25 protein-coding genes, 1 tRNA gene and 1 pseudogene are annotated in these 24,505 nt (G+C 28.9%); 19 read left to right on the top strand and 8 right to left on the bottom strand.

What is annotated here, in order from left to right:
- On the top strand, nt 1–392 hold a 392-nt coding region (locus ACIQ56_RS04145; RefSeq protein ID WP_397599808.1), incomplete at its 5' end, for a hypothetical protein.
- A gap of 14 nt (nt 393–406) precedes the next feature.
- On the opposite strand, the gene ACIQ56_RS04140 is transcribed toward ACIQ56_RS04145, so the two are convergent.
- The 3 genes and pseudogenes from ACIQ56_RS04140 to ACIQ56_RS04130 form a co-directional block, all read right to left on the bottom strand.
- A complete protein-coding gene (locus tag ACIQ56_RS04140) occupies nt 407–697 on the bottom strand; it encodes a hypothetical protein (RefSeq protein ID WP_397599807.1) in 291 nt (96 codons plus the stop codon).
- A 65-nt stretch (nt 698–762) separates the two neighbouring features.
- Nucleotides 763–1,353, bottom strand: a pseudogene (locus tag ACIQ56_RS04135) (nucleoside hydrolase); the annotation flags it as partial.
- Between the two features lie 24 nt (nt 1,354–1,377).
- Nucleotides 1,378–1,551 (bottom strand): hypothetical protein, encoded by a 174-nt coding sequence (locus ACIQ56_RS04130; RefSeq protein WP_397599806.1) that lies wholly within the window; start codon nt 1,549–1,551, stop codon nt 1,378–1,380.
- A gap of 241 nt (nt 1,552–1,792) precedes the next feature.
- On the opposite strand from ACIQ56_RS04130, the gene ACIQ56_RS04125 reads away from it, so the two are divergent.
- The 4 genes from ACIQ56_RS04125 to ACIQ56_RS04110 are packed head-to-tail and all read left to right on the top strand — an operon-like array spanning nt 1,793 to nt 5,477.
- Entirely contained in the window at nt 1,793–2,617 is an 825-nt protein-coding gene (locus tag ACIQ56_RS04125) for a nitrilase-related carbon-nitrogen hydrolase (RefSeq protein WP_397599805.1), read from the top strand.
- Between the two features lie 2 nt (nt 2,618–2,619).
- The gene (locus tag ACIQ56_RS04120) at nt 2,620–2,931 is read left to right on the top strand and encodes an MFS transporter (RefSeq protein ID WP_397599804.1); all 312 of its coding nucleotides are present in this window, start codon (nt 2,620–2,622) and stop codon (nt 2,929–2,931) included.
- The gene (locus ACIQ56_RS04115) at nt 2,912–4,027 is read left to right on the top strand and encodes an MFS transporter (RefSeq protein WP_397599803.1); all 1,116 of its coding nucleotides are present in this window, start codon (nt 2,912–2,914) and stop codon (nt 4,025–4,027) included. Before ACIQ56_RS04120 ends, ACIQ56_RS04115 begins: the two co-directional genes overlap by 20 nt.
- A gap of 43 nt (nt 4,028–4,070) precedes the next feature.
- Nucleotides 4,071–5,477: a DHA2 family efflux MFS transporter permease subunit gene (locus ACIQ56_RS04110; RefSeq protein ID WP_397599802.1), complete on the top strand. Its 1,407-nt coding sequence runs from the start codon at nt 4,071–4,073 to the stop codon at nt 5,475–5,477.
- A 7-nt stretch (nt 5,478–5,484) separates the two neighbouring features.
- Here the strand turns inward: ACIQ56_RS04110 and ACIQ56_RS04105 are convergent, their stop codons facing one another.
- Nucleotides 5,485–6,471: a YeiH family protein gene (locus ACIQ56_RS04105; protein ID WP_397599801.1), complete on the bottom strand. Its 987-nt coding sequence runs from the start codon at nt 6,469–6,471 to the stop codon at nt 5,485–5,487.
- 242 nt (nt 6,472–6,713) lie between these two features.
- Here ACIQ56_RS04105 and ACIQ56_RS04100 point away from each other — a divergent pair.
- The 6 genes from ACIQ56_RS04100 (at nt 6,714) to ACIQ56_RS04075 (ending at nt 11,789) form a co-directional block, all read left to right on the top strand.
- A tRNA-Leu gene (locus ACIQ56_RS04100) sits at nt 6,714–6,796 on the top strand.
- A gap of 384 nt (nt 6,797–7,180) precedes the next feature.
- Entirely contained in the window at nt 7,181–8,755 is a 1,575-nt protein-coding gene (rny, locus tag ACIQ56_RS04095) for a ribonuclease Y (RefSeq protein ID WP_397599800.1), read from the top strand.
- A complete protein-coding gene (locus ACIQ56_RS04090; RefSeq protein WP_397599799.1) occupies nt 8,745–9,680 on the top strand; it encodes a YmdB family metallophosphoesterase in 936 nt (311 codons plus the stop codon). The genes rny and ACIQ56_RS04090 overlap by 11 nt, the downstream gene beginning before the upstream one ends.
- Nucleotides 9,681–9,955: 275 nt before the next feature.
- On the top strand, nt 9,956–10,984 hold the full coding sequence (locus tag ACIQ56_RS04085; protein ID WP_397599798.1) for a CDP-glycerol glycerophosphotransferase family protein: 1,029 nt from the start codon (nt 9,956–9,958) through the stop codon (nt 10,982–10,984).
- Between the two features lie 153 nt (nt 10,985–11,137).
- Nucleotides 11,138–11,512, top strand: coding sequence for a hypothetical protein (locus ACIQ56_RS04080; protein ID WP_397599797.1), 375 nt, complete (start codon nt 11,138–11,140; stop codon nt 11,510–11,512).
- Nucleotides 11,513–11,579: 67 nt separating this feature from the next.
- Nucleotides 11,580–11,789, top strand: coding sequence for a hypothetical protein (locus ACIQ56_RS04075; protein ID WP_397599796.1), 210 nt, complete (start codon nt 11,580–11,582; stop codon nt 11,787–11,789).
- Between the two features lie 3 nt (nt 11,790–11,792).
- Here ACIQ56_RS04075 and ACIQ56_RS04070 read toward each other — a convergent pair whose 3' ends face one another.
- The gene (locus ACIQ56_RS04070; RefSeq protein WP_397599795.1) at nt 11,793–13,706 is read right to left on the bottom strand and encodes a S10 family peptidase; all 1,914 of its coding nucleotides are present in this window, start codon (nt 13,704–13,706) and stop codon (nt 11,793–11,795) included.
- A 156-nt stretch (nt 13,707–13,862) separates the two neighbouring features.
- Nucleotides 13,863–15,716 (bottom strand): hypothetical protein, encoded by a 1,854-nt coding sequence (locus ACIQ56_RS04065; protein ID WP_397599794.1) that lies wholly within the window; start codon nt 15,714–15,716, stop codon nt 13,863–13,865.
- 76 nt (nt 15,717–15,792) lie between these two features.
- Here ACIQ56_RS04065 and ACIQ56_RS04060 point away from each other — a divergent pair, with 76 nt between their 5' ends.
- From ACIQ56_RS04060 to ACIQ56_RS04035, 6 genes are all read left to right on the top strand, one after another.
- Nucleotides 15,793–16,536, top strand: a complete 744-nt coding sequence (locus ACIQ56_RS04060; RefSeq protein ID WP_397599793.1) for a hypothetical protein — start codon at nt 15,793–15,795, stop codon at nt 16,534–16,536.
- Between the two features lie 56 nt (nt 16,537–16,592).
- Nucleotides 16,593–18,113 carry a D-glycero-beta-D-manno-heptose 1-phosphate adenylyltransferase gene (rfaE2, locus tag ACIQ56_RS04055; RefSeq protein ID WP_397599792.1) on the top strand — a complete coding sequence of 507 codons (1,521 nt, stop codon included), beginning with the start codon at nt 16,593–16,595 and terminating at the stop codon, nt 18,111–18,113.
- 95 nt (nt 18,114–18,208) lie between these two features.
- Nucleotides 18,209–18,583, top strand: a complete 375-nt coding sequence (locus ACIQ56_RS04050) for a RidA family protein (RefSeq protein ID WP_153419492.1) — start codon at nt 18,209–18,211, stop codon at nt 18,581–18,583.
- Between the two features lie 155 nt (nt 18,584–18,738).
- Nucleotides 18,739–19,617: a hypothetical protein gene (locus ACIQ56_RS04045; protein ID WP_397599791.1), complete on the top strand. Its 879-nt coding sequence runs from the start codon at nt 18,739–18,741 to the stop codon at nt 19,615–19,617.
- Nucleotides 19,618–20,142: 525 nt separating this feature from the next.
- Complete coding sequence (locus ACIQ56_RS04040) at nt 20,143–21,129, top strand: hypothetical protein (RefSeq protein WP_397599790.1); 987 nt, start codon at nt 20,143–20,145, stop codon at nt 21,127–21,129.
- A 317-nt stretch (nt 21,130–21,446) separates the two neighbouring features.
- Complete coding sequence (locus tag ACIQ56_RS04035; RefSeq protein WP_397599789.1) at nt 21,447–22,409, top strand: LD-carboxypeptidase; 963 nt, start codon at nt 21,447–21,449, stop codon at nt 22,407–22,409.
- A gap of 96 nt (nt 22,410–22,505) precedes the next feature.
- On the opposite strand, the gene ACIQ56_RS04030 is transcribed toward ACIQ56_RS04035, so the two are convergent.
- Nucleotides 22,506–22,763, bottom strand: a complete 258-nt coding sequence (locus ACIQ56_RS04030) for a hypothetical protein (RefSeq protein ID WP_397599788.1) — start codon at nt 22,761–22,763, stop codon at nt 22,506–22,508.
- A gap of 510 nt (nt 22,764–23,273) precedes the next feature.
- Here ACIQ56_RS04030 and ACIQ56_RS04025 point away from each other — a divergent pair.
- Both ACIQ56_RS04025 and ACIQ56_RS04020 read left to right on the top strand, forming a co-directional pair.
- The gene (locus tag ACIQ56_RS04025; protein ID WP_397599787.1) at nt 23,274–23,429 is read left to right on the top strand and encodes a DUF5993 family protein; all 156 of its coding nucleotides are present in this window, start codon (nt 23,274–23,276) and stop codon (nt 23,427–23,429) included.
- A 17-nt stretch (nt 23,430–23,446) separates the two neighbouring features.
- A complete protein-coding gene (locus ACIQ56_RS04020; RefSeq protein ID WP_397599786.1) occupies nt 23,447–23,962 on the top strand; it encodes a disulfide bond formation protein B in 516 nt (171 codons plus the stop codon).
- A 114-nt stretch (nt 23,963–24,076) separates the two neighbouring features.
- On the opposite strand, the gene ACIQ56_RS04015 is transcribed toward ACIQ56_RS04020, so the two are convergent.
- Nucleotides 24,077–24,298, bottom strand: a complete 222-nt coding sequence (locus tag ACIQ56_RS04015; RefSeq protein ID WP_397599785.1) for a hypothetical protein — start codon at nt 24,296–24,298, stop codon at nt 24,077–24,079.
- Between the last annotated feature and the right edge of the window lie 207 nt (nt 24,299–24,505).

Below are 24,505 nucleotides of genomic sequence, written 5' to 3'. Positions count from 1 at the left end.
TTGTAAGCTCAATCGCCCCTTGCTTGAATTCGCTTGTATACCTTCTTTTGGTTAACACCATTTCAACACCTCTTTCCTATAAGTTTTTTTCGGATCTGGGTGTCTACTTTCTTAGGGGAGGATCAAGTTTAGCAATATTAATTATGAAAGCAGACTGTTTAAATTCGTCAGGATCTATTTCTACTTCACAAACAAGCTCAATGAGCACTAGTGACGCAAATTCTGTGTATACTTATTTAACAAATGCTCAAACGAATTTTAATAATGCCGGAATTAAATCTGGGTCAAACTCAGGATCGGGAATGTTAGCTAATATCATTAATCAAATAAACTCAAGTTCAGGAGCTTCCAACTCGGCAAAAGTGATTAATTTTATAAATTCACAACAATAAAATCTAGCTATTTTTCAAAAAGAAATATTTAAAGTTTTTATTAAATTTTCTTTTAATTTATAAGAGTCTATTTTATAACAAAATTGTTGATTTATTTTTTTATTATTTTCATTAGTTTCAATTGTTCTACCTGAATCAATTTGTTCAAACGCTTTTATATTTTTCATACTCTCACTAAACTGTTTATTTGCCATACTAAAGTTACTACCAAATTGCTTTAATTGATTAAAACCATTAGTTGATAAATCATATTTAGTCACAATATCAATAGAAACATTTTTTTCTAAACAAAATGATTGATACATACAAGCGGCAGTTAATAAATCCCGAAAATAGCATTCACCAGACTTTATAAAATCTATATTTTTATCTAAAATATCTGCATAAAACTTCGCTGCTTTTGTATTTGTTTGTTTTTTTGTTTATCTACATAATCTAATGTAAATTTAGCTTGATTTGTAGCATCTAATGGCACTAATGTAATAGGTATAGACGAATTAAATACAATTTTGGCTGCTAAAGGATCAACCCAAATATTCCACTCTGCATAATTATTTGATAATTCTTTTGTATATATAGACGTTTTCAAATTACCTTTTACATTTAAAGCCCCACCCATTATATATATTCGCTTTATTTTTTTTACATCATTAGGGTATTTTTGAATTAGTTGCCCTATATTTGTAAGCGGTCCAATAGCTAAAATTACTACCGATTTTTTATTTTTATTTAATATGTCATGATACCATTCAACAGAATGTTGAGTTAAATTATGAGGACTCGGATTTTTTGCAATGATGACTCCATTTAACTTATCTGCACTTTCTCTCCATTTATCTGGAAAGGTATGAAAGCCTTCCATTGGAACAGAATCACCACATGTAATCGGAATAAATTCATGCTCACGGCCTGTTAAATATATTAAATCTGCAATATTTTTTTGAGCGGGCTTGCAATGAGCTTCCCCTGTTGCAGCAACTGTAAATTAGATTGTTTTTTTTTGATTTAAAGTATATAAAAGAGCTACCCAATCATCTATTGCTAAATCAGTATCAACAATAAGATCAAATTTTTCTTTTTCATATGCATGAACATAAGCAAATGAAAAAATTGAAGTAAGAATAATAAATAAAAAATATATTTTAGATAATATAGACATTCTAAATTTCTCCTATCTTAATTAAAAATTTGAAATTTATAATAAATTATTTTTTTATTTGTGACAATTAAAATAGAAATTCATTTTAGCTTATAAAATAAATAATAATTTGGTATTATTATTAAGATTCCCAATGAGTTTTCTTTTCTCAGAAAATCAAGCAATAAACTCTAGCTTTTTTTCTTAGGCAGGATTAATAAATAAATATAAAGGTTTCTTAAATGGAGGAGTAGTTATGATCGTGTCTTGTATCCAATTGAATCCCCAAACAGATTTAAAAGAAAATGTAATTATTGCTTTAAAATATATTTCAGAAGCAGCAAAGAAGGGCTCTGAAATTGTAGTTCTCCCAGAAATGTTTACCTATATGGGTGAAGAATCACATAGACATAAAACAAAGAGTAAAATAGGAGAAGGCGTTTTTAAAGAACTTCAAAATGCAGCAAAAGAAAATAAAGTTATTTTAATTTGCGGAAGTCATTCAGAAGAAATTAAAGATAATCCTAATAAAGTCTTTAATACTTGTTTAACTTTTGATAAAAATGGAGAAATGATTTCTACCTATAGAAAACTACATTTATTTAACCTCATCGACAGAAATGGAAAAGCTCTTTATTGCGAAAGCAATTCTTTTGAATATGGAAAATCACCAGAAGGTTATTCATTTGAAACAAAAGAAGGAAATTGGAAAGCTTTAAATATTATTTGTTATGATCTAAGATTTCCAGAAATTATCCGCAATAATGAAAAAATGAAAACTGCCCCGTTTGACATTATTTTTGTAACGGCAGCATTTACATGGCAAACAGGAAAAGATCATTGGGAAATATTGTTACGAGCTCGGGCTATTGAAAATCAATGTTATGTGATAGCTTGTAATCAAACTGGCGAGTTTTTAAATGGACAAAAAAGAAATTACGGCAACAGTATGATTATTGATCCATGGGGAAACATTGTTGCAAAACTTGATGAAGAAGTTGGAATTTTACAAGCAGAAATAAAAAAAGAGAATGTAATTGAATCAAGAAATAGATTACCTGCTTTAGCTGATAGGAAAATGTATTAGGAATGGTATTTCCATTAAACAAAAAAATAACCATGTGGATTTTATCTTCGGTTATTTTTATGGAAATGCTAGATACAACAATTATAAATACAGCCATTCCTGAAATTGCAAAAACGTTTCAAACCCATCCTATAAATTTAAAATTAGCCGTAACTAGTTACCTTATAAGTTTAGCTATATTTATTCCAATAAGCGGATGGGCTGCTGATAAATATGGTACAAAAAAAATTTTTACTCTCTCTATTTTATTATTTACAATAAGCTCTGTATTTTGCGGATTATCTAATTCACTTTATGAAATTGCTTTTTTTTAGAGCATTACAAGGTTTTGGTGGAGGATTAATAACTCCTGTTGCAAGACTCATTATGGTAAGAGTTTTTCCTGTAAATGAGCTTGTTATTGCTACAATGTATATATTTCTCCCAGCAAGAATTGGAACCATCCTTGGTCCCTTAATTGGGGGGATTATTTCATCATACACCACTTGGCGATGGATATTTTTTATTAATATCCCAATAGGAATTATCTGTTTATTTTTTGCAAGTAAACATATTAAAAATGAAGTAATAAATTCAAATTCAAAGTTAGATATGAAAGCATTTATTTTAATCGGAACATCATTATCTTGTTTGGCTTTATTTTTGGAGTTTATAGGAGAAAAAATAATTCCAAATACTTTATTATATTTTATTTTGGGAGTTGGAATTATAAGCTTGATATTATTTATTTTACGCAGTTTAAAACTAAAAGATAAATCTATATTAAATTTACAGTTATTTAAGCTAAGAACATTTAGAATTGGCACATTATCAAATGTAATAGCTTTTATTTCAACAGGAGGTATTCCATTATTGCTTCCTTTATTATTTCAAATACAATTTAAATTATCACCTTTAGTCTCTGGCTTACTTATTGCTCCAATGGCCGTGGGTGCTATGTTTATGAGAGGTATAGCACCAAAATTTATTAAAAAATATGGATTTAAAAAAGTAATTACTTACACTCCTATTGGTATTTTTCTTTCCTTAATAATGCTTTCATATATAAATATAAATAGTAGTTATTTATATATTATTACTTCATGCTTTTTTCTTGGTTTTTTTTCTATCTCACTCATGTCTAGCAATGGTACATTAATTTATGTTGATATTCCTAAAATGAATTCATCAAATGCAACAAGCTTAGATAGTACAATTAGGCAGTTTTCTTCTGGAATCTCTATTGCTTTTTCAACACTTTTACTTACATATTTTTTAAAACTCACAGATAACCATATTTATTCAGATAATGCAATAAATGCATTTAGATATACTTTTATTGCTTTAGCAGGAATTATTTTAATCGAGTTTTTTATAAGTTCAGGATTAGCAAAAAATGATGGCGAGAAGGCATCAAAAGGTTTATCATAATTTAAAATCTATTTACTTAACCTTTAATTGAAAGAAAATAATTATGAATTTTCCATTAAATAAAAAAATAATTATGTGGATTTTATCTTCTGTTTTATTTATGGAAATGATGGACTCTACGATAATTAATACAGCAATACCTGAAATTGCAAAATCATTCCAAACCTATCCTATTAATTTAAAATTAGCGGTCACTAGTTACTTAATTAGTTTAGCAATATTTATACCTATAAGTGGTTGGGCCGCTGATACCTATGGAACAAAAACAGTATTTTCAACAGCCATTATTATTTTTACTATAAGTTCTATTTTTTGTGGATTTTCGAATTCACTGATAGAGCTTTCTATATTTCGAGCCCTCCAGGGTTTTGGTGGAGCTATGATGACTCCCGTAGCTCGACTTATTATGGTCAGAGTTTTTCCGCCAAGTGAACTTGTAAAAGCAACTATGTACATTTTTTTACCAGCACTATTGGGTCCCGTTCTCGGGCCTTTAATTGGAGGTTTAATTACAACATATACAAATTGGAGATGGATATTTTTTATCAATATCCCCATTGGTCTATGCGCCTTGTTTTTTACTCAAAAATATATTGAAAATGAAATTGCTGAACATAAAATAAAAGCAGATATTATAGGGTTTTTATTAATTGGAACTTCATTATCTTGTCTTGCTCTTGCTATAGAATCCATAGGGGAAAGTTTCATACCAAGTTATATTTTAAAAATAATATCATCTATTGGAATAATAACATTTATTATGTTTATATTTCATGCAATTCAATATAAAGAAAATTCTATTTTAAACTTACAATTATTTAAATACAGAACATTTAAAATTGGAGTTATTGGAAATTGTATTGCCTATATTTCAACTGGAGGAGTTGCTTTTTTATTACCTCTAATGTTTCAAATTCAATTTGGCATGACACCATTAAAATCTGGTTTACTAATTTCTCCAATGGCTATTGGTGCTATGGTTATGAGAGGAATCTCTTCTCAATTTATAAAAAAATTTGGATTTAAAAAAGTAATTTTTTTCGCGCCTTTTGGAATTTTTTTATCTTTGCTTTCCATTGGATTTATTACAAGAGAAAGTTCTTATATTTATATTATCATATGTTGTTTTTTCCTAGGATTTTTTAATATTCTACTTATGTCAAGTAATGGCCCCATGATTTATGTTGATATTCCTAAAAATAAATCAGCTAATGCGACAAGTCTCGATATTACAATTCGACAATTTTCAGCTGGTCTTTCGGTAGGAATTGTTTCGTTTTTATTAATTACCTTTTTAGATCATTTAAAAACAACAATAAATTCAGAAGAAGGCATTAAGTCGTTTCATTATACATTTTTTATTTTATCTGGAATTATCTTACTTCAAATTATTGCAAGTTTTGGCTTAAAAAAGAACGATGGCGAAGAAGCTTCTCGTGGCGCTAGTTAAAATTATTTCAAACACTTATTATACTATAATAAATACAAATTAAAGTAATTGAAGCCATAATAAACCAAAGAATAACTCCTTGAATTAAAGGCTTAATTCCTACACTTTTTAATGCTTGTCTTGTCAAATTTGCACCAATACAAAACAAAGTCAGAATCAATGCATTTTCAGAAATATGTTTTATAAATAATCCTGGCGCTTTCGCCCAAGGAACCCAAGTTGCGATAGCTGCAGTTGCTAAAAATCCTAAAATAAACCAAGGTTTTTGGGCTTTAACATTACTATTTGAATCATTCAATTTCTTAGCTAATAAGAACCCAACTATTAAAGTAACAGGAACAATCCATAAAGCTCTTGCAAGCTTTATAGTTGTACCAATTTCAAGCGCTTTTTCTCCATATTGCATGCTAGCACCAACAACAGAACTGGTGTCATGAATTGCAAGTGCACTCCAAAGTCCAAATTGCTCTTGAGTCAAATGAAAATAATGACCTAATGCTGGAAAAATAAATAAAGCGCTCGCATTTAATAAAAACACAATTGCTAAGGAAACAGAAACAGAATTTTGATCTGCTTTGATAGTTGGGGAAAGAGCTGCAATAGCACTTCCTCCACAAATTGCAGTCCCAAAAGTAACAAGCAATGAAATATCTTTTTTATTATTAAGTAAGTTTCCAATAAAAATACCAACTATAGCTGTTAAAGTAATTCCAATAACAGTATATCCAACTCCAGAAAAACCTACTTTTGCAACTGTAAGTAAATTCATTCCAAAACCCAATCCAATAATTGACCAAGTTAAAAGTTTAGATGCAATAAATTTTGTTTTCTCTGGATAAGGATTCCCGAAAATCAAAGATAATAAAATTCCTGATAAGACCGCTAATCCTGAAGCCATTTTTGCAATTTGATCATGAATATAAGGTAGTAATAATAAGAGAACCGCTACCAAAGGAAATAATATTTTTAAAAAATATTTTTTAATGGCTTTCATATTATATTATTCTCTTTCTGTTTCATATTAAATTAAGCTCTAATAATATCTAAAATTAAAATAAGCCTTAGATTTTTTTGGTATATATCAAAGAAAATAAAATGGAAATAGGAGTTTTCTCAAATCAAAACAAAGAAATAATCCATTGAAATTATTAAATTTTTATATTAATTCGCATTTTTAAAAATTCCTACTCGAAAAAGTTGATTTTTTTTCTTCCATAAGGTACTAACCCCCTCACTGCGGATGTGGTGAAATTGGTAGACACGCACGTTTGAGGGGCGTGTGCGCAAGCATGGCGGTTCGAGTCCGCCCATCCGCACCATTATTTCTTTGTATAAATTCCTAAAAAATACTAAATATACAATTAAAATCCATTCACAAATTCATGCCCTAAAACTTCTAATTTAAATTATTTTTTAAAATTGATCTTTTGTTAGAATGCCTTTCTCAAACCTAAGCCTTCTTTTCTAATTTGGTGACATCGATTTGACAAACAAGCTTACTCAAAAAGAAACCTTAAAATACTCAATTCTAAAAAACAGGGCAATTTTAATTTTTAATTTTAAGGTATTCCACATTATATCTATTACTGGTAAAAATCTATACGATGTTCTAAGGTCGAAAACTGTAAAATGCCATGTATGTCCCTAAAAGGATTTACAATGGAGCTAAATTAAAAAAAGTTATTATTTGGAGTTATTAAAAAATGGGAGCTTGGGAATATGTATTAATCATAGCTATCGGAATAGCTGTGGCAGCCCTTGCGTTTTTAGGCGTTCATACCATGAATATGCGAGCCTTAGCGCGAGAGCTGAAATTTAAACACGAAGAAGCTGAAAAAAGACTATCTGAAGCAAGGCTTCAAGCAGAAGAACTTGTAAAAAAGGCCCTTAGAGAAGCAAAAGAAGTCGCTATCAACGAAGGCCGAGATTTTGAGAGACTTCAACGAGAAAAAAACTTAGAAATTAAAAAAGTTGAAACCCGAATTCAAAAAAGAGAAGAAACCTTAGAAAAAAAAGCACAACAATTAGATCAAAAAGAAAAAGATTTAAAACAAAAATTTGAAGCTATTGAAATTGAAGAAAATAAAATTCAAGAAACTCTTAAAAAATCCTTAGAGACACTTGAAGAAAGTAAACTTAAACTTGAAACTGTGGCACGCCTTTCCCAAGAAGAAGCAAGAGAACAACTCAAAAAAGCAATTGAAGTTGAGGTTAGAAAATCAGCTAGTGCTGAAATTCGTTCTGCTGAAGATGAGGCTAGAAAAATTGCAGATGAAAGAGCAAGAGGAATTATTGCCACTTCTATTCAACGAATTGCAAATGAATTTGTTACGGATGCGACTGTTTCTGTAATTAGTTTGCCTACAGATGATATGAAAGGTCGTATTATTGGTAGAGAAGGTCGAAACATAAGAACAATCGAACAAGCGACTGGTGTTGACTTGATTATTGATGACACGCCTGAAGCCGTCATTATTTCATGCTTTAACCCTATTCGAAGAGAAATTGCAAAAACAGCAATAGAGCGTTTAGTTGCTGATGGCCGAATTCATCCTGCTAGAATTGAAGAAGTCGTTCAAAAAACAAGAAGCGAATTTGAGCAAATAATTCGAGAAGCAGGCGAACGTTCTTCATTTGATTGTGGTGTTACTGGGCTACATCCAGAGGTTATTCAAGCTTTAGGCAAATTAAAATATCTCACAACAGGTGGCCAATCTGTTTTACAACACTCTATTGAAACCGCACAAATAGCTGGAATTATAGCTGCTGAACTCGATATTAACGTACGTCTTACAAAAAGAGCCGCTCTACTTCATGATATTGGCAAAAGTTTAGACGAAGAGTCTGAAGGAAGTCACTCTCATGTTGGAGCTTTATTTTTACAAAAATATGGAGAATCTCCTGAAGTTATTGAGGCTGCAGCAAAACATCACAGCGAAAGTCTTCATGGAGTGAATCCGATCACTGTCGTTGTTCAAACGGCAAATATGCTCAGTAACTTTAGACCAGGCGCAAGAAAAGAATTTCTTGAAAAAGCAATTGACAGGCTAAAAGACATGGAATCTACTGTAGAAGAGTTTGAGGGCGTTGAACAAGCTTTCGTTATTAAATCTGGTAGAGAAGTAAGAGCCATGGTATCTCCTACTGTAATGGATGACGAAGCTGTCACTTTACTTGCTAAATCTGTAGCAAAAAGATTACGTCACGACCTTCATCAAGCAAGTAACATTAAAGTAACTATGGTTAGAGAACAGCGAGCAACACATCTTGCAAAGTAAAATTTTATTAAATCATTTCACAGGCGAATTTTTCTACTCTTCTTTTGAAAAAATTCTGAAACCGAAACACCAAAGCATAAAAATTTTAATGCTTGGCGATGTATTAGGTAGAGGCGGAAGAAAAATTGTTAAAAAAATTCTTCCCGAATTAAAAAAAACGATTCCACTCGATTTTGTCACAATTAATGGAGAAAATCTTGCTGGAGGATTTGGTATTACCTTTAAAATTTATGAAGAAATGAAACAAGCTGGAGTCGATGCTTTCACAATGGGAAATCATTGGAAAGATAAAGCAGATGTTCATATCATTCGTAAAAATCACAAAGATCTCATTTTACCACAAAATTTAAATGGCATTAGCGATATAGATAAAGCGCCTACTTTTTATCTTCCAGAAAGAAACAAAAATTTAAACATTATTAATTTAATGGGTAATTTTGCTATGAAAGAAGAATATAAAGATCCATTTGAATTTTTAACAAAAGAAAAAAATAATTTTGAAGATAAAGTAAAGTCGGGATCAAATATTGTTATTGCAGATATCCATGCCGAAGCAAGCTCTGAAAAACAAGCTATTGCATGGTATTACGATGGCATTTTAGCAGGTTTAATCGGAACGCACACTCATACCCCAACAAGCGACGAGCGCCTTACAGATAAAGGAACCGCTTTTCTAACTGATGTTGGTATGACAGGAGCTTATGACAGTGTCATAGGTATGGATAAGCATAGAGTAATTACAAAATTTACCAATCCAAGCATAAAGCTTCCTCACGAAGTAGCTGAAAATGAACTCTGGTTTTGTGGATTTTTAATTGAAATATGCCCAAAATTAAATATTTCAATTGCTTGTCACCGCTTGCAATGCAGAGGCATTGAAGAGGAAAATTGGATTGTTACAAGTATCTCAAAAAATTTAAATTAATTTTTTTCAATTATTCTTAAATAATATAAAATTTTTATGTATTACAATCCTAAATTCATTTTAGGATTATTTCATAATTATTCTATAATGTTAACATTTTATTTTAAAATCAAAGGAAATTTATGCATATCAATTATTTGTCAATTAAACATAAATTTTTAACTTTATTAATTTTATTATTTTCAATAATCTCATGTAAATCTATTAAATCAAATAATCTGAATAATAACATAGATTATTTATATGTGTTTTATGATGCAGGAGAAACATTTTCATTGCTCCCTGTTATTGAAAAAATGGAAAAAGAAAATTTGAAATATAAAATACTTTTATTAGGAAAGGGCTCCTTAAACGCAATTGAAAAATCAAATTTTACAAAGAATATTATTAATATTAAAAAAAATTGCAGTAATGATTTTTTGCTAGGAGAATCTACATCTCGAGAAAATAAAATGAATAAAAAAGTACTACATGAAGTTGCATCATGTTATAGTCCTAAGAAAGTTATTACAGGCTTAGTTAGTAGTTATCAAAGTCAATTAATTGAATATTATTATCAAACATCAAAAGCAAATTTAGTTGGATTTTATGATGGATTTTCTTTACCTGATTTATCTATTTTAAAACCTTTTAATAACAAATTAAATCAAATTTTAGTGCCATCAAATAATATTTATACTTTCTTGAATGAAAAAAATATGATGAAAGATAAAATTAAAATTGTTGGACAACCTGCAATTGATAAATTTATTTTGGAATCTAAAAACATGGACATTCAAAAAGTTAAAAAAACATTAAATATTGTTCCTGATAAAAATGTGATAACTTTTATAGGAGGATACGGTAAAGAGTACGAAAAAGTTTTTCAAAATTTCATCCAAGAATCAGAATCCATAGAAAATACTTTCTTTATAATTAGTATTCATCCTGCCGTTAATGGTAAATTTGAATCAGATATTATTAAAAAACGAAACCTAAAAAACTTTATCATAATTAAAAATGAAATTCCTACAGTATCATTAGTTACTATTTCTAATTTAGTCATAAGCCAAAGATCAACAGTTGGTATTCAATCCTTATTTATAGATGTTCCTTCTTTATATTTTGACATTGAAAATTCTTCTTATACAAATATAGCCATTCAGCAAGGTTGGTCGCCTCAAATTTTAATTAAAAAAAATAGTTTACATATTGAAATTGATAAAATTTTAAAAAATAAAAATACTAAAATATTACCTAAAAATATAGAAGAAATTATTCCTAAAAATTCAACAGAAAATATTTATTCATTCTTAATGCATTAATAATGAATTTTTAAAATTTAAATTAATACTAAAATAATTAAAATTGACTTATAAAAAAAATATGTTATCCTCGAAAACGAATTTAAAAAAGATCTCTGTTAAATCCAAACTCTAAAATTTGTTTTGCCTAAATTCCTTTTAAAAGGAGTAAATATGTATTTAAAAAAATTAATTTTTCCTATTTTATTGTTTCCGAATTTATCCTATTCAATTGAGCATAAAGAAATCATTTTAAACGAAAATCCTCTAGTCCCATTTTTCAATGAATATTTACAAAAAAATAATTCAAAATTAAATAATGTCGATTCTATTGAAATGAAATGTTCATCTAATAATTTATGCATAGCAATTTCATACACATTTGGCAGCGAATGTTTAATATATGATATTGTAGGTAACTATAGTGAAAATAAAAAATTAGAGTATATTGAATTAACATCTGAATACCCAAATGGGAGTTATATAAATACCGAAATCATTCATTTTGAAAAACCGTTAAAAAGAATAAAAAGAAACAATTTTTTTTAAACCATCTATTGATGGAAGCTGGCTTGCAAATGAAAGAGCACTATTATTAAGACATGCTAGAAATCAATTGAATAAAGAAAAAATGGAAGAAAATAAAAAGAAAGCAATTCAAAATACGGATAAAAAGAAAATTATAAATCAAAATAATATTATAACTAAAGAGAAAAAAGACTCTCAGACCTATTTTTTTAAACCTTCAATTGATGGAAGCTGGCTTGCAAATGAAAGATCTAGGCTTCTCATTGAATCCAGAAAAATTAATCCAAAAAATAACTAAAAATCAATTCACATTCAATTTACTGCTTAAAGTTACTTTTTGTAACTTTAAAATTCTTTGCATGCTTAAAGGATCGTGTGTTGTACTATCGTAAAATTTAGTCAAATCATTTTTCATTTTTGTTCTTGAATTACCATCTAAATAAATCATATGGCCTGAAGGATAAACATTTATTTCAATATTTTTTCTTATACTTGGCTCAATATCCATCCCGGCAAGATCTAAATTAGTTTGATTAAAAGGAGTTACGGAATCATAATAGCCACTTGCTTGAAATAGTTTTAAATCTGGATTTAAAGACATAGTAGCAGCTAAATCACCCGCGGTATAAAGACCACTTCCCCCTTTGTTTTCTCCTGCTGGATCGACATGAGAATAATCCCAATTATTGCCAACAGCTAAGTTTAAATCTTGAAAAGCTGAAGTTGAAAAATATTTTAATTCTCCATTCAAATAGAAATTCCAAGACGATGTATAAGCTGCTTGAACATTCACTGTAGAAGGATCTCTATCAAGATAATTTAAAATATTTTTAACTATTCCTGTGTATATACCGGTAGCTCTCCCATCATAAATACCAATCGCTTTTCCTTTATCAGCAAGCAATCTTCCAATCGCATAATCTGTAATATCAGAAAATGGAGCTTTATTATATGGTAATAATGTTTGTGATTGAATGACAGAAGAGTCCAATCCTGTGTAATTTGCAGTTTGTTGTGCAATTGTATTGGACATAACATTCATTTTATTTATAAGTTCTGAAAGCTGTTTTGATAAAATTCTTTCAGCTGAAGTAACAATAGAAAGCACAGTAATAAGATCATTATAATTCGAATATTTTTTTAACATATCAGGAAGTTCTTTTTTAATATCTAGATCCGAATTATTTGTTAATAGAGCATTAAATTTATTATAATTATCTATCCAGTTTTGTAATACAGGGGCATAAACATTTTTAGAATAAGTTTTCATTTGTTCCATATACTGTGGAAGCGTTTGATTCGGAATACCAATTGTTTTTTTATGATACCAAGCATTTGCTGCAAGCGTTGGTAACATTCCTTCTGGAGCCCACCATTTGCTATAATCTAAAATAGAAGAAATAAGAGTGATTCCATTCAAATCTATTCCAGATTGGTGTAAAAAGTATGAAGTAACAGCGCTTCTTGGTGTTCCATAAGATTCTCCCATTAAATATTTTGGAGAGTTCCATCTGCCATTTTTAGTTAAGTATCGTTGAATAAATCCTGTGATCGACATGGCATCTTGATCAACTCCCCAAAAATCTTGATTTTTACTTGGAGCAATAGCTGCAGAATAACCTGTTCCAACTGGATTGATAAAAACAAGATCTGTTTTATCTAATAAACTATCTGGATTATCTTCTAAAGTATAAGGAGCAGGAGGAGTATAATCTGGCAATGATGTTTTTATTCTTTTAGGGGAAAAAGACCCTAATAATAACCAAACAGCAGAAGAACCTGGCCCTCCATTATATAAAAAAGTAACAGGACGAGTTTCTACTTCTTTATTATTTGCGGTATATGCGACATAAAACATTTTAGCATTTGGTAAAGAAGTATTTGGATTTATTGTAACCAAATGACCTGCAGTAGCTGTATAATTTATTTTTTTATTATTGATTATAATATTATTGTAACTTATTGCTTCTCCTTCTAATTTATCAGTCACAAAATCATTAGGACCACTTCCATAAATTACGGGATCAAAATAAGGTTTATCAATTTGGTTCAATCCTGAATTTGCATTTTCTTGATCTAATAATGAATTTTCATTTGTTAAAGAAGTTTTTTTCACGTTACCAGTTTTACCACAGCCATTAATTGCAATTATAATTACAGAAATAGCAATCATTTTTTTACATATTTTTCCATGGTTATTTAAACTAAAAGCCATTTTATTATCCTTATTATTAAATTTTTAAATTAAATTCTCAATTACGTAATTTGAAAAATATTACTACTAAATAAAAAAAAAGAAAATAGAAAATAAATATTTTTAAAATTGAAAGTTTTTGATATTTTAATTTTATTTTGTAATAAGATTATAAATTTAATTTATTTTTGCAGTCACATTTGTATTTATGCCGCTAGAAACTGAAAATTCTTGAGCAGACATTACAGATCCTGTTACTAATGAAGTCACTACCAAGCGGTATTTCCCAGGAAGGATCCATAATTTCTTTTGTACATTATTTGATAATAATAATTCGTTTTCTGAACCTAATGTTTCACTTTTAAATTGTTCAAGTTCTTTTGAAAAAGCTTTTTCAATATTTAGAGGAACTCTAAAATAAATATGGGAACAATTTTTAGATATTGTTGATTTTATTGTAAATTGTCTTGCAATTTCAATTCGAGTTTGGATATCCCAAACTCCTCTTACAGAGTCTGAGTTTATTGCAAATTGTGGAGCATCACCTAAATCAATTCCTATTTTTCCATTATTAATTTTGCACATACTATCAAAATTAATATCCATTTTTTTTGCAAAGGATTGCCCATTTAAATAAAATGTTCCTAAAGGTTTTTCTATATTTGCTGGAACATCTGTTAAACTTGCTAAACTCATATTAGGATTTTTTGCTGATTCAATTATGAAATTTAAAGATGAATCAATTAATTTTATTTGAGCTCTTACTACGGCTCTAGGTTGTAAATTTGTAATATTTAATTGAATTCCAACTAAAGATTTTCTACTTCTGTCTAATTCAAAATTATTTTCCAGTTCATTTAATGCAGTCTGTGAAATAAGAGAGGTTATTCTAGGCCATAAAAATGAAATGGTATCATTATAATACAAAATAGTATCTGGCGAGTATGCTAAAAAATAAGGTAACTCTTGTGCATTTTCTTTTAATAAAGCCTTAACAGAATTAGAAATAATATTTAGTTTTTGATTAAATGGCTCTTGATCTTTCTGGTTGATTTCCCTATTTAAACTTAAACAAAAATGGGACATATTAATAATTCTTCTATAAGATAAATAAGAACTTTGAGGTAAATAACGGATCATTCTACTATTAAGACTCGAAGTTCTTCCTGCACAAGAATCAAGTGATTTTTTTAATGTTTCAAACTCAGTTTTCAAAGATGTCAATGATGAAAACCATCCAAAGTCAATCAATGTCTCGGCAATTGTTTTTGTTAAATCATTATATTTACTTTTTGTAATTCTTGTAAAGCTTAGTTCAGCACCACCTTCAAAAACAATTTTACCAAAATTTAAAAATCCATCATCATCATATTTGGGCTCAACATCTTGTAAATTAAAAAAAGAACCTATAAATGGTATAAATACTTTATTTACTTTTGAACTTGTTTCTTTTGGAGAAAAATAAAATAAATTTGAAGTTTCATCAAGTTGAATTTTATTTTTTGCTCTAGTTAAACTAGCAGGAATAATTCCTAATAGACTCGCTCCTGAGTCTTTTGCAAGCTGCAAAACTCCATCTTTTTCTTGTCTCCATAAATTTTGAATTTCTTTAAAAGATCCATTTTCTGTATTTGATAATAAAGATTGCTGTAATTTATAATTACGAGATTCATCAACAGTTAAATCTCCCTTCAGTACGGACAATAGTGGAGAAGATCCAATTCTGCTTACAAATTGAACAGTATAATTTAAAGGATATCCTGTGCTTTGATTTTCAACTCCAACAACAACAAGTCCTATAGGAATATTTCCTAATTTAATGACATACCAAGAATTGTATTTTAAATCTGAGGTTGCTGTCTCTGGAACAGGAAATGCTTTTGTATCTTGTGCCGCACTGGCGACACCAACTTCTGGGATGCTTTTTTTAATTTCAAATTTTTCATTTTGAAAAAATAATAAAGCAATAGCAGCTCCAATCGCTAGCAATCCAAAAAGGGATAGAATAAAAACCTTCAGTTGTTTTGACATTAGATTCCCCATAAGCTGTCCGCTGGAATAGAACCAGTTTTGCCATTAGGTATTATTGTTTATAAGAAAGAATAGCATGATTCTTCTTTATGATAAAAAAAAGGGATATAAAAATATTTTAAAAGACTTCGGGCCTCTCATTTTATCTTTTCATATTCATTTTATAGCTTTTATTGTTTTTTTTACTTATCAACAAAAAAACCAAGAAATAAGTCTTAACCAAAATAATAAAAAAAATGTTTTACATGTTAAAATCATGAAAAATTTTGATAACTCAGAAGAAAAATCATTCAAAAATAAAATGAAATCAACAAAAGTAATTAAAAATAAATTTCATACAATATCTCAATCACATCAGAAAAAAATGGAAATATTGAATCAAAATAATAATACGATTCTTTCCAAAAAAATAGAAAATGACTTTTCATTAGCAAATGAAACGGTTTCAATACACGATAAATTACCTGAACCTTTAAATGAAGAAGTTGTTATGAATCCATTTTGTAATCTTAAACTTCCCAAATCATTATTAGGACAAAACCTTTTCCCGAAAAAATATAAAGCTCATTTTAAAATATCTTATAAAAATGGAAAAACACACAACTTTGAGCTTATAGAACTTTATCCCGAAAAAGAAGGTTCTTCTTTTTTAGACAAATCTGTCAAAAAATCTTTTGAAAATCAAATATTTAACCTACCAAAAGAAGCTTTTTTGCAATGGCTTGATCATATCAGGGAAATTAATTACCCTTCTGTTCAGAACCAAAATCCAAATGGGGACAATTTATTCATTGTTCTTGAGTTTCAAGAACCAAACTGATAATTCATTTTAACGTTAGAGGTACAACTCCTTTTCAATTTTGGAGATTTTGTTAGATGATAAAGATGGAAAGACATTCTACGCCTGAAGATGTGCTCTCACTAAAAAATACACGTATATTTATTGTCGGAGATATTATCCTTGACACATATATAGAAGGAAAAGTTTCTCGCATTTCTCCCGAAGCCCCTGTACCTGTTGTTTTAGAAACACATAGAAAAGCAGTTCCGGGTGGCGCTGGAAATGTTGCGGCCAATGTCGCTTCTATGGGTGGAGCTGCATTTTTGTGTGGAAGAGTAGGGAACGATTCCGAAGCAAATGTTCTTAAGGGAATTCTTGAAGACTTTGGTATAGATATTCATTCCCTTATTATCTCTAAAGAAATACCTACTACTACAAAAATGAGAATTGTTTCTGGAAATATGCTTACATCAGGTGCCCAGCAAATTGTTCGAGTAGATAAAGAAAAAAATGAACAAATTACTCAAGAAGAAGAAACACGAGTTCTAGATCTTTATGAAAACTTTTTAAAATTTGGTGGAAATCGTTGTCTCATTATTTCTGATTATGGAAAAGGATTTTTAAGTAAAACATTAATTCGTTCTTTGATTAAACTAAGTAAACAGTATCATACCCCTGTTGTAACAGATCCAAAAAGTGAAGATGTATTTCGTTATGCAGGATCTACAGTTATTAAACCGAATTTAAATGAAGGAAGATCTGTTTTAAAAGTTCTTAAACCAGGTTCTTTATTTTCTAATTTTGATGAGGAAATGAATACCATTGCTGATTGTTACTTAGAAACAAGTGGCAGTGAAAACTTAGTGATGAGTCTTTCTGAGCATGGTGTTATGTGTAAGGGTAAAAATATAGAAGGAACTCTTAAAATAAATACTCATGCTTTACAGGTATCCGATGTTTCAGGAGCTGGAGATACTCTTATCTCATTTTTAGCAATGAGTCTTGCTGCAGGACTTTCTATTGAAAGAGCTACAGAATTAGGAAATATTGCTGCGGGTATTGCTTGTGGAAAAGCTGGAACAGCAACAATCTCTTTAAGTGAATTTTTAGAGGCCTTAAAAATTCGTAATGAAGCAATACATCCCGAAAAATTAATGAGTCTCGATTCCCTTGTCCAAATATCGCAGGATCTGAAAATTCAAAATAAACGTTCTGTATTTACCAATGGATGTTTTGATATTTTACATGCTGGCCATGTTGATTATTTACAAAAAGCAAGATCACGAGGTGATTTACTTATTGTTGGCTTAAATTCAGACAGCAGTGTTTCTAAATTAAAAGGTCCTTCAAGACCTGTTCAAACATCGTCAGATAGAGCCGCTATTTTAGCTTCCTTAGCGTGTGTTGATTATATTGTTATATTTGAAGAAGATACGCCTATAGAACTTATTAAAGCATTAAAACCAAATACTTTGGTAAAAGGTGCTGATTACACAATTGAAAATACGATAGGTGCAAAAGAAGTTTTATCTTGGGGCGGAAATGTAGAACTTATTTCCCTATTACCAGGAAGAAGCACAACCTCAATTATTCAAAAAGCACAAATTGGCGAATAATTAAATAGGAAGTATTATAACTTGTTCCTGAACTTTTTTTAAGATAAAAGCAAGATGTCGATTTTAATTTATTATTTATTTAAGGAATTTACTAAATGAAAATTATTGCTACCGAAAATGCACCAAAAGCGATTGGTCCTTACTCCCAAGCAATTGTATTAGGTAACATGGTTTATTGCTCAGGTTCTATTCCATTAAATCCAGCAACAATGACTGTAGAAGCAACGACAATTGAATCACAAACGGAACAAGTATTTAAAAATATGTCTGCAATTTTAGAAAATTCTGGATCTGGTCTTGAAAAAGTAGTTAAAACGACAGTTTTCTTAAAAAGTATGGATGATTTTCAAAAAATGAATGGAGTATACGAACGCTTATTTAAAGGACATGCTCCTGCACGTTCGACTGTTCAAGTAGCTAAACTTCCTTTAGATGTAATGGTAGAAATTGAATGTATTGCTACTTTGTAAAAGTAACAATACATTTTCATAAAGACTTAATCAATTTTATTCGATTTTTTAAAAGGTTCATATTTATTCAAGACAGATTCTTTTTATTTTTTTTGACGAAATGCTTTCTACAAGTATAAGATACCTCCTAGCATGCGATAAGAGGAGGTCTCAATATGAACATGAAACCCATGCAAAAAACAGCAATAAAGCCTATTCCAGCTGCAAAAAATTTTAATACTCTAGAAAAGTCCTCGTTATTAACGCGTATTTTTGGATTTGAAAGTCAAAAGGTAGTTAATTCTCTTCGCGCAGAAAATCAAGAATTAATTCTAATGAATCAAAGAAATATGGAATCTATTAAATCGCTTTCCGATCAGCTAGCAGAGAGCTTAAGTTTTCAACAAAATCATATTCAAATGATATCAGAACGTCTTAAAGCAATAGAAAATTTACCAGCAAAACAAGAAGCATTACAAGAAAAAATAATGGATTCATTTGATAGAGCTACTTTTTTTATACAAAATGCATCACAGGATCTTATCCAAGCAAAAACAAATATCGTTAATATTCAAACAGATACTATTAAAAGCTCAGGTACAATTGAAATAGCTGAATTTATGCGAAATTTTTTAACTACAAATCTTTTAGCAAAACAAATTCGTTCAGTCCTTTTTAGTGCAATTGATGACAAATTAAATTCAAAAGACGCTGAAATACATTTATCGAAACTTCAAAAAAATCTTCAAATTGTACAACACCAATCTGCACAAATAAATTTTAAATTAGAAAAATATAATTTAAAAATAGATGATAGTATTTGGAAACCTTATGCCCCTGAATTACAAACCGCTGAAGTAACAGAGCATTGTACTGCAGAAGAATTTTATCTTATCATAAAATTATCCCAAAAAATTGGAATATTTGAAGAAAGCGAAAAAATTAAATCGCTTGTAATAGGTGAAATTTTACCTTCAATTTCGTTTTTTAGTAAAGAAAAATCATCTTGGATAGTAAAACGTAGAGCAAAAGTGATTGTTTTAAAACCTAACTAAAAAAAATAATAGAAAAATTTTAACTTGTTACTTCTGTAATTGTATAAAAAATAATTTGAGATACATCATTTTACATCCCTAATTGAATTTAAAATCATCCTTCTATACAAATTCTTTATAAATTGATGCGTTACCTTAAATGTTAAGGTAAAATCAATAGCTTAAATTCAGAAGACAAGAATTGATCATAATCATTAAGAAAATAAAATCAGTATTTACAATAAGAATTGGTGATAATGGACTTAACATTTTAGAATTTATTTGAAATTTTAAATTTCAATGATTTCATCATTAGTAAACAAGAAATTTTAAATATATAAAATAACAAAGAGAGAGTTGAGAATAAAATTTGTAAGAAGTATGAGTAAATTTCATCGATGAAGAGTTGGTTATGCCAATCCACTCGTAACTCCATTTGTTTCTTTTTTTTTCGCAAAAATTATTTAACAAATTGATGCTACTAGCTCGATTTTTTTAAATTTTAACCGGCATTTCATATTTCATCTATAGATTAAAGGTATTATTATGATTTTATGTAGTTACTGTAATATAAATATTGCTGATGATGGTGGTAAGCATACTTGTTTACCTTTAATAAATAAAGTCAATCAAGTAAAAGCAAAATACTCTTCTATCCATAGAATCATGAATCAGTTTTTAAAAAGCGGTACAACAAACAATGCTGATTTATATTATGATTCAATATTACGTTATAGTGTTCAAGATTATAAAATGACGAATCCACTTTTACGAAAGGATTATAAATTAAAATTTTCTGAGTTTTTGAAAACGAATTTAAATAAATTAGATCTTATTGAGACAGTTAAATGTTTGCAACATTTAGTTCCAGCTGACCAGTTAATAAATGAAACTATTAAAGAAAATTTTGATGAAGTTTCTGGTGTAACTCAAACAAAAAAAATAATCAAAGATTTGTTTAACTTTCCAACCTTTAGTGATCAAAACTATTTACTAAGAGGTGTTACCTTACCAAATTATAATAATTATTCTAATTGTTTTAAAAACTTTACAACGGGTTTTATAAATAAGGCAGTTATTACAGAAAAAGCATTTACAAGTACTTCAACATCAACTCCTCTTGATAATGAATTATTGTTACTTATCTTTTTAGATTCTGTCTTTAATGATCATCAAGCTAAGAATATTAAATCAAGTACTAAATTCAAGACAGAAGATGAAGTTCTTTTCTTTCCAGAATCTAGATTTGTAGTGAGTTATTTTTGTGATATCGATACCTTTCCCAAATCTATGTTCTATAAAATTTCACCAAACCTTGGGAAAAAATTTAAATACGTTGCCGTTTTAGTAGCTCTTCCTTTGTACTACAATGAAACGAATTTCGAGAAAACACAATTTATTCAATCTGCAGTTAAATATTGGACTCATTGGACTTCTGAAACGACTCTCGATAGCCTTGCACTTCGTGACCCAACGGTTTCAAAAGAGAGAAAAGAAATCATAAAAACTAGAAGAAAATTTTATACCTATTAAATGTCGTCTTTAAAATTGTTTGACAGAATCACTGGAATATTACTTTAACGCAAGTCTCATTCATTCGCCTTATTTCAAAGATCTTATTCTTAATATTATAAAACTATTTAAATAAATTAATATCTTATTACGGTTCAAACTGATTCAGCATTGAACTGTAGTTTATTTAGATGTATTATTAAAATACAACTTTTCATTTTAAAGTCCGAGGTTCCATGATGTGCCAAAAAAATAAGCGATTTATAGAATTATTTTTTATAATCCTTTTTTCCTTTATTTTTATTTCTAATTTAAATAAATCCAATTCTGATTTTAAAATGAATGAAATATTAGAAAATAAATACTTTATAGATAGTATTCAAAATATTCCTATTACTGTAATCGCTCCTGCATCAACTTTAGATAATGATAAAATTCAATATCTTCAAAATCAAAATATCCTGGATTTAAAAATTCCTAAAAACTTATCTAGCCAATTGATTCCTTTTCATTCGAATACAGATGAAGAAAGATTTGATCAAATAAAAAAGGCGATAAATGATAATTCTAAAATCATTTGGTCTTTAAGAGGCGGATATGGCTCTGCTAGATTATACGAAAATCTCTTAAAATTAAAAAAACCAAATCAAAATAAAGTCTTTATTGGATATAGCGATTTAACATTTTTACACTTATTTTTTATTCAAAATTGGAATTGGAAAACAATACATGGATCTACATTATCCGATTTATTTAACAAAGAAAAAGACCAAAAAAATTTTTCAAATATTATTGAAATAATTTCTGGAAATATAAAAGAAATAACCTATACAAATATTGAGCCTTTTAATGAATTAGCGAAATCTTCTCAAGAGATTTATGGAAAATTAATTGGAGGAAACTTAGAAATATTGTCAAGCAGCTTGGGAACAAATTGGCAAATTAATGGAAAAAATAAAATTATATTTATTGAAGATATTGGTGCTAAAGGGTATGCTGTAGATAGAAATTTAATTCATTTATATCAAGCAAAAATTTTTCAGAATGCAAAAGCTATAATACTAGGTTCCTTTACAAATAGTGATGAAAATATTGAATTTACAATCAAACGATTTGCAAATGAAGTGAATATTCCTGTTTTTAAAACAAATCAATTTGGTCATGGAAATAAAAATTATCCGCTCGTTTTAAATGAAAACGTAACAATATCACCTCAGAAAAAAATCATCACTCTTAATTTAGGTGATGATTTTAAAAATATTTTAAAGTCAAATAAAGATGGATATATGGCTATTAGATAAGAATATTATTAATTACCAACTTTACCATTGGCGTCATTTCCTTTGCCGTCATTTCCTTTGCCATCATTTCCTTTGCCTTTTGCTTGTGATTGTGAATCACCTTGTCCGCCACCACCTTGTCCGCCACCACCTTGTCCGCCACCACCTTGTCCGCCGCCACCTTGTCCGCCGCCACCTTTGTCCACCACCACCTTGTCCGCCGCCACCTTGTCCGCCGCCACCTTGTCCGCCGCCACCTTTTCCACCAGCTCCACCGCCGCCGCCGCCTCCAGGACCTGCAAAAATTTGAGTGCTTGTAAAAGCCACAACTAATAAAATAGAAGCGGCAAATATATTTTTATATTTCATACTCATGATATTCCTCCTTTACGTTTGATTGTTCCGTTAAGGGAATCGGAAAACCTATTTCAAACTTTAATTGCAATTTATTTATAGGGAATTTTATTCTTACTTAAATCTTCCCCTAAAATATGAATTATTTCTTTATTTATATTTGGCATAATAACAATTGGTTAATATTTATTTGTCCAAACATCAATCATTAAAATTAGCATTTTATTTTTGGAATAAATGAACATTTCAAATGCAGTTTTCTATTTTTTCTAATTAAAAAATCAAACTCCTTTTTTTATTTAAACTAAGTCTCTATTTAAAATTGGTAATCTATCTCATGGAAAAAAAAATTTAAGATATCTTATTACTTTATAAGACAAAAAATTCTTTTAATTTTAATTGAAATATATTATGAAATAGATTTATTATAATTCTATAGCGCTTAAAATTAGAAGTGCATTTGGTAATATTATTATCATAGTTTGTATAATTTAAAAAAATTACAAATTAAACTCATAACAGAGGTGGAGTATGATGGCTCTTATTTTTTTGGTTTTTTTGTTATCCATAATTTTCACTTTATATAACAAAGAAAAAGTAGCAATATATTTTCTTTTTATAGGTATAGTGCTCATATTATTTTTACTAAAATACTATATGACTGATCATTTAAATCTTGTATTTTAAAACAAAAAGGAAAAAAAATGAAAGAAATTGAAAAAAATTTAAATTGCTTTTTTATTTTAGCTTTATGCAGTATGATTTTGGGCGCATTTATATACCAGTTTTTATATAAAGAAGCTCCTTGTCCTTTATGCCTTTTGCAGCGACTAGGAATGATTGCTATCATATGCGCAGGGCTTCTAAATTTAAAATTTGGAATTAAACCTAAATTTTATGCCCTAGCTCTTATTGGATCAATTGCTGGAGCTGCAGTTTCTATAAGACAAATTTTATTGCATATCGCTCCCAATTCAACCCCATTTGGTTCTCCTATCATGGGTCTAAGTCTTTATACATGGGCATTTATTACATTTGTTGTCTCAATAATTGGAGTTTCATTTTTACTTTTTCTCTACGATCCAAAAAAACACCAAAATTCAGAAAAAGTTAATATGAATAAGCTTTCTAAATTTACATTTGCATTTGCTTTTTTTATTGTGAGTGCAAACTTGATTTATACATTATTTCATTGTGGACTTGGTTTTTGTGAGAGTTAATTTGAATGTAGAAATAAATTCACAAAACTGTTTCTATTTGCTCAAATAAATACTTATGTTCATTTTGATTTTAGAAAATTTGCAGAAAACTGATTTAAATATCTAACATAGTTTCTATTTGCTAAATACTCTTGTTGAGAGCACTTTTTTTTTATGAGTTTTTATCAAATCTTCCATTTTTAACGTTGGGTTTTTTAAACTCTTCAATTGATTATTAATAGAATCAAGAATGCTTTCAGGGGAAAGATCTATTAAATGACAAATAAAGTCATCTGGATGAATTGCCTCAATTTCATATTTACGGACTACTCGGCCAATATGGAAAAAGCATTTCAAGAAAATCCTTCAAATTGGTGTTGAAAGGTGCGTATTTGAAATACCAAGATTTTGTCTAGCTAAATCTAATAAATGAAAAAAAAGGGTTCTGTTGCAAAAAAAGATCATATGAGAGTAAAGTATCTTCCTTGGATTGTAATTGGGGGAAGTAGAGATGGATTTCAAGTGGAAACATACAGAGCGAATGATTATAATAATGGCAGTCCG

It is taken from the genome of Silvanigrella sp. (assembly GCF_044369315.1).
In the GTDB taxonomy this organism is placed as follows: domain Bacteria; phylum Bdellovibrionota_B; class Oligoflexia; order Silvanigrellales; family Silvanigrellaceae; genus Silvanigrella.
Note: the sequence above shows the minus strand (reverse complement) of the source record. Positions and strands in the feature narration are given on the sequence as shown.